This window comes from Pseudonocardia sp. (assembly GCF_025465255.1).
GTDB lineage: Bacteria > Actinomycetota > Actinomycetes > Mycobacteriales > Pseudonocardiaceae > Pseudonocardia.
The window spans coordinates 1-5,152 of sequence record NZ_JAODNI010000209.1; the positions used below are offsets into that span (position 1 = coordinate 1).

A 5,152-nucleotide genomic window follows, 5' to 3' on the forward strand; every position below is an offset into this window, starting at 1 on the left:
CTGCAGCGTGAAGACCTCGCCGGACTTGATGTGCCGTACCCCGCGCAGCACCTCGCCCGCGTCGAGGTAGTTGAGACAGCCCAGCTCGTCGTCGGGCCCCCACTTGCCCCAGTTGCTCGGGGCGTCCGCGCCCAGCAGGTCCTTCATGGCGGGGACTTCACTCATGGTCGACTCCCTTGTCGCGCGAGGTGCGTGCTCGCGGCCGTCGTGCGACAGCTGCCCGGCACGCGACGATCGTCGTGTCGTGTGTGAGGGGGTGTCAACCGCCGGGCGGGATCCGGCGGAGACCGACGGCCCGGGGCCCGGGCGCCGGGGGCCCGGGGGCCGGGGGCGCGGACCGCTGCGGGTAAGGTCGCACCGACCCGGGGTTCCGTTCGCCTCCCACGGCGGGCGAGACCTCGATCGGGTGGACCGTTCACCTCCCGTCGATGGCGGGCGGAGCGGACGGATCCCACGCCGGACCGGCGGATGGTGGCCGTTCCTCGCCCGGAGCAGCCGGTCGTCCTCCACGGAGGACCACTTACCGACGCGTAGCGTCTTGACTCGGTGCGTCTGTCAGGTCACTCTTGGGTTCCGATGGTTGCCTTCGTGCTTGGCTCGGTGACCCGTCTCGACAGCGGCTGCTTTTGCGGCTAGACTGCCTCTTTGCGCTGCCTCCGCCCAGGTTCCGCGTGCACGCTGTCGGAAATTCCGCCGGTCAGGGTCCGTTCCTCGCAAGGGGTCTCAGGACCGTGCCGGTGCCGAAGGTCCGCCATCGTGCTCGCCGGGCCTGGTCGGAGTCCGCGCCCTGACAATAAACGGCGAGTCTCGCTCCCCGGCAACACCGGACGTCCACGTCCCGGATCGCTGCGCAATCGGCATCCGGCGGCGGCGGAGGTGACGGTAGCGCTTCGGGGGCGGTGCCCGCCAGACGAGAGCGTAGTTCTCGGAAGGACGCATCTTGGCTGTCTCCCGCGCCACCGTGACCACTGCGACCCCCGGCAACGCCGTCTCGGCGAACCCGAGCTTCCCTGGCGCACCCACCCGTGTCTCCTTCGCGAAGATCCGCGAGCCCCTGGAGGTGCCTGACCTCCTCGATCTCCAGATCCAGTCGTTCCAGTGGCTGGTCGGCGACGAGGCCTGGTTCCAGCGGCGGATCGACGCCGGCGACGTGAACCCGGTCGGAGGTCTCGAGGAGATCCTGACGGAGATCTCTCCGATCGAGGACTTCTCCGGGTCCATGTCGCTGTCCTTCTCCGACCCGCGCTTCGACGAGGTCAAGGCCTCCGTCGAGGAGTGCCGGGACAAGGACATGACCTACGGGGCCCCGCTGTTCGTCACCGCGGAGTTCACCAACAACACCACCGGCGAGATCAAGAGCCAGACGGTGTTCATGGGTGACTTCCCGGTGATGACCGACAAGGGCACCTTCATCATCAACGGCACCGAGCGAGTCGTGGTGTCGCAGCTGGTGCGGTCCCCGGGTGTCTACTTCGACCACAACATCGACAAGACGACCGAGAAGGACGTCTACTCGGTCAAGGTCATCCCGAGCCGCGGTGCGTGGCTCGAGTTCGACGTCGACAAGCGCGACACCGTCGGCGTCCGCATCGACCGCAAGCGCCGCCAGCCGGTCACCGTACTGCTGAAGGCGCTCGGCTGGACGACCGAGCAGATCCAGGAGCGTTTCGGGTTCTCCGAGACGATCCTCGCCACCCTGGAGAAGGACCACACCGCCGGCCAGGACGAGGCGCTGCTCGACATCTACCGCAAGCTGCGCCCGGGCGAGCCCCCGACGCGGGAGAGCGCCCAGACGCTCCTGGAGAACCTGTTCTTCAAGGACAAGCGCTACGACCTCGCCAAGGTCGGCCGGTACAAGATCAACAAGAAGCTCGGCCTCAGCGAGCCGCCCGCCCTGGGCACGCTCACCGAGGAGGACATCGCCACCACCATCGAGTACCTCGTCCGGCTGCACGCCGGCGAGACCATGATGGCGGCGCCCGGTAAGCCGGGCGAGGAGATCCCGGTCGAGACCGACGACATCGACCACTTCGGCAACCGTCGCCTGCGCACGGTCGGCGAGCTCATCCAGAACCAGGTCCGCGTGGGCCTGTCCCGGATGGAGCGCGTCGTCCGCGAGCGGATGACCACGCAGGACGTCGAGGCCATCACGCCGCAGACCCTGATCAACATCCGGCCCGTCGTGGCCGCGATCAAGGAGTTCTTCGGCACCTCGCAGCTGTCCCAGTTCATGGATCAGCACAACCCGCTGGCCGGCCTGACGCACAAGCGGCGTCTGTCCGCGCTGGGCCCGGGTGGTCTGTCCCGTGAGCGGGCGGGCTTCGAGGTCCGCGACGTGCACCCCAGCCACTACGGCCGGATGTGCCCGATCGAGACCCCGGAAGGCCCGAACATCGGTCTGATCGGGTCGCTGTCGACGTTCGCGCAGGTCAACCCGTTCGGCTTCATCCAGACGCCGTACCGCAAGGTCGTCGAGGGCCGGGTCACCGAGCAGATCGACTACCTGACCGCCGACGAGGAGGACCGCTTCGTCATCGCGCAGGCCAACGCGCCGCTGCACGAGGACGGGTCCTTCACCGAGGACCGCGTCCTGGTCCGCCGCAAGGGCGGCGAGGTCGATTTGATCCCGCCGACGGGCGTCGAGTACATCGACGTGTCGCCGCGCCAGATGGTGTCTGTCGCGACGGCGCTGATCCCGTTCCTCGAGCACGACGACGCGAACCGCGCCCTGATGGGTGCGAACATGCAGCGTCAGTCCGTCCCGCTGCTCCGCAGCGAGTCGCCGCTGGTCGGCACGGGCATGGAGCTGCGCGCCGCGGTCGACGCGGGTGACGTCGTCGTCACCGAGAAGGCGGGTGTCGTCGAGGAGCTCTGCGCCGACTACATCACGATCATGGCCGACGAGGGCACCCGGCAGACGTACCGGCTGAACAAGTTCCGCCGGTCGAACCAGGGCACCTGCAACAACCAGAAGCCGATCGTGGACGAGGGGCAGCGGGTCGAGGTGGGCCAGGTGCTCGCCGACGGACCCTGCACCGAGAACGGCGAGATGGCGCTGGGCAAGAACCTGCTCGTGGCGATCATGCCGTGGGAGGGCCACAACTACGAGGACGCGATCATCCTCTCGCAGCGCCTGGTGCAGGACGACGTGCTCACGTCGATCCACATCGAGGAGCACGAGATCGACGCCCGGGACACCAAGCTCGGCGCCGAGGAGATCACCCGGGACATCCCGAACGTCTCCGAGGAGGTCCTCGCGGACCTGGACGAGCGCGGCATCATCCGGATCGGCGCCGAGGTCCAGCCCGGCGACATCCTGGTCGGCAAGGTGACGCCGAAGGGCGAGACCGAGCTGACCCCGGAGGAGCGCCTGCTCCGCGCGATCTTCGGTGAGAAGGCGCGCGAGGTGCGCGACACCTCGCTGAAGGTCCCGCACGGCGAGAACGGCAAGGTCATCGGCATCCGGGTCTTCTCCCGGGACGACGACGACGAGCTCGCGCCGGGCGTCAACGAGCTGGTCCGCGTCTACGTGGCCCAGAAGCGCAAGATCCAGGACGGCGACAAGCTCGCCGGCCGGCACGGCAACAAGGGCGTCATCGGCAAGATCCTCCCCGCCGAGGACATGCCCTTCCTGCCGGACGGCACGCCCGTCGACATCATCCTGAACACGCACGGTGTGCCGCGACGGATGAACATCGGCCAGGTCCTCGAGACCCACCTCGGCTGGATCGCCAAGTCCGGCTGGGAGGTCGAGGGCAGGCCCGACTGGGCGTCCAAGATGCCCGACGAGCTCCTCTCCGTGCCGCCCGGCACGAACACCGCGGTGCCGGTGTTCGACGGCGCCAAGGAGAACGAGATCACCGGGCTGCTGGGCTCGACGCTGCCGAACCGCGACGGGGACCGCATGGTCGGCCCGAACGGCAAGGCGACGCTGCTCGACGGGCGTTCCGGCGAGCCCTACCCGTTCCCGGTCGCGGTCGGCTACATGTACATCCTGAAGCTGGCCCACCTGGTGGACGACAAGATCCACGCACGCTCCACCGGTCCGTACTCCATGATCACGCAGCAGCCGCTCGGCGGTAAGGCCCAGTTCGGTGGCCAGCGCTTCGGTGAGATGGAGTGCTGGGCGATGCAGGCCTACGGCGCCGCCTACACCCTGCAGGAACTGCTCACCATCAAGTCCGACGACGTGGTGGGCAGGGTCAAGGTCTACGAGGCCATCGTCAAGGGGGAGAACATCCCCGAGCCGGGCATCCCCGAGTCGTTCAAGGTGCTGCTGAAGGAGCTTCAGTCGCTCTGCCTGAACGTCGAGGTGCTGTCCAGCGACGGCGCGGCCATCGAGATGCGCGACACCGACGACGAGGACCTCGAGCGGGCCGCGGCGAACCTGGGCATCAACCTGTCCAGCCGTCCCGGATCCGACTCGATGACCATCGACGATGTCGTCAACTGACCCTGGCCGGAGCCACTTACCGAATTCATTTCTTCGGGGAAACTGAGGACAACTAAGTGCTCGACGTCAACTTCTTCGACGAGCTGCGGATCGGCCTGGCTACCGCCGAGGACATCCGCCAGTGGTCGCACGGCGAGGTCAAGAAGCCGGAGACCATCAACTACCGCACGCTCAAGCCCGAGAAGGACGGACTCTTCTGCGAGAAGATCTTCGGTCCGACCCGGGACTGGGAGTGCTACTGCGGCAAGTACAAGCGCGTCCGGTTCAAGGGCATCATCTGCGAGCGCTGCGGCGTGGAGGTCACGCGCGCCAAGGTGCGGCGTGAGCGGATGGGCCACATCGAGCTGGCCGCCCCGGTCACGCACATCTGGTACTTCAAGGGTGTGCCGAGCCGGCTGGGCTACCTGCTCGACCTGGCGCCGAAGGATCTCGAGAAGATCATCTACTTCGCCGCGTACGTCATCACCTCGGTGAACAAGGACCTGCGTCACCAGGACCTGTCCACGCTCGAGAACGAGATGAGCGTGGAGCGCAAGCGGGTCGAGGTGCGCCGGGACACGGACCTGGAGGCCCGGGCCCAGAAGCTCGAGGCCGACATCGCCGAGCTCGAGGCGGAGGGCGCCAAGAGCGACGTCCGCCGCAAGGTCAAGGAGGGTGGCGAGCGCGAGATGCGCCAGCTCCGTGACCGTGCCCAGCGCG

1 protein-coding gene and 1 pseudogene are annotated in these 5,152 nt (G+C 67.8%); both read left to right on the forward strand.

Annotated elements, in window-relative coordinates:
• Positions 1-940 precede the first annotated feature (940 nt).
• Positions 941-4,453: a DNA-directed RNA polymerase subunit beta gene (gene rpoB / locus JWP64_RS26005; RefSeq protein WP_297502335.1), complete on the forward strand. Its 3,513-nt coding sequence runs from the start codon at positions 941-943 to the stop codon at positions 4,451-4,453.
• A 56-nt stretch (positions 4,454-4,509) separates the two neighbouring features.
• Positions 4,510-5,152 (forward strand): annotated as a pseudogene (locus JWP64_RS26010) (DNA-directed RNA polymerase subunit beta'); the annotation flags it as partial.